The sequence below is a fragment of the Vibrio sp. 1978 genome, assembly GCF_033344345.1.
The window spans coordinates 1-836 of sequence record NZ_JAWPOP010000281.1; the positions used below are offsets into that span (position 1 = coordinate 1).

At 47.0% G+C, this 836-nt stretch carries 1 protein-coding gene; it reads left to right on the forward strand.

All coding sequences use genetic code 11. The features are described 5' to 3' along the window. Positions 1-94: 94 nt before the first annotated feature. Positions 95-730 (forward strand): RpiB/LacA/LacB family sugar-phosphate isomerase, encoded by a 636-nt coding sequence (locus R8N49_RS26090; protein ID WP_005460779.1) that lies wholly within the window; start codon positions 95-97, stop codon positions 728-730. The last annotated feature ends 106 nt before the right edge of the window (positions 731-836 follow it).

Here is an 836-nt window from a genome sequence, read left to right on the forward strand (position 1 = left end):
AAAGCGGGTGTACTTATCGATACTTTCACCCCAATGCGCAAAGATTTTGTTTAAGAATTGAAATTTGAATGCGGAGTTTCCGCAGGAGTAACACATGAAAATTGCACTAATGATGGAAAACAGCCAAGCAGCGAAAAACGCAATGGTGGCTGGCGAGCTTAACTCTGTAGCAGGTGGCCTTGGTCACGATGTTTTCAACGTTGGTATGACGGATGAAAACGACCATCACCTCACTTACATCCACCTAGGTATCATGGCGAGCATTCTGCTGAACTCAAAAGCCGTGGACTTCGTGGTAACTGGTTGTGGTACTGGCCAAGGTGCATTGATGTCTTGCAACCTACACCCAGGCGTTGTTTGTGGTTACTGCCTTGAGCCATCAGACGCGTTCCTGTTCAACCAAATCAATAACGGCAATGCGATTTCTTTGGCATTTGCGAAAGGTTTTGGTTGGGCGGGTGAATTGAACGTTCGTTACATCTTCGAAAAAGCGTTCACAGGCAAACGCGGCGAAGGTTACCCAATTGAGCGTGCAGCACCTCAGCAAGCGAACGCGGCTATCCTAAACAACGTGAAATCAGCGGTAGCAAAAGACGTGGTTGAAGGTCTACGTGCTATCGACCAAGAGCTAGTGAAAACTGCAGTAGGCAGCACGCAATTCCAAGAGTGTTTCTTCGCGCACTGCCAAGTACCTGAAATTGCAGAATATGTGAAGTCGCTACTAGACTAAGCACTCATTTTATCGGGAAATAGGTTAAGGCCAGCCATTGTGCTGGCTTTTTTTGTTTTTAAGCCGGAGAGAATGCCATGCACGTTGCGCCGATTACTTCACTACA

Excerpts from the sequence above, each read along its gene's own strand:
- R8N49_RS26090 (WP_005460779.1), top strand. The coding sequence starts at position 95 with ATGAAAATTGCACTAATGATGGAAAACAGCCAAGCAGCGAAAAACGCA.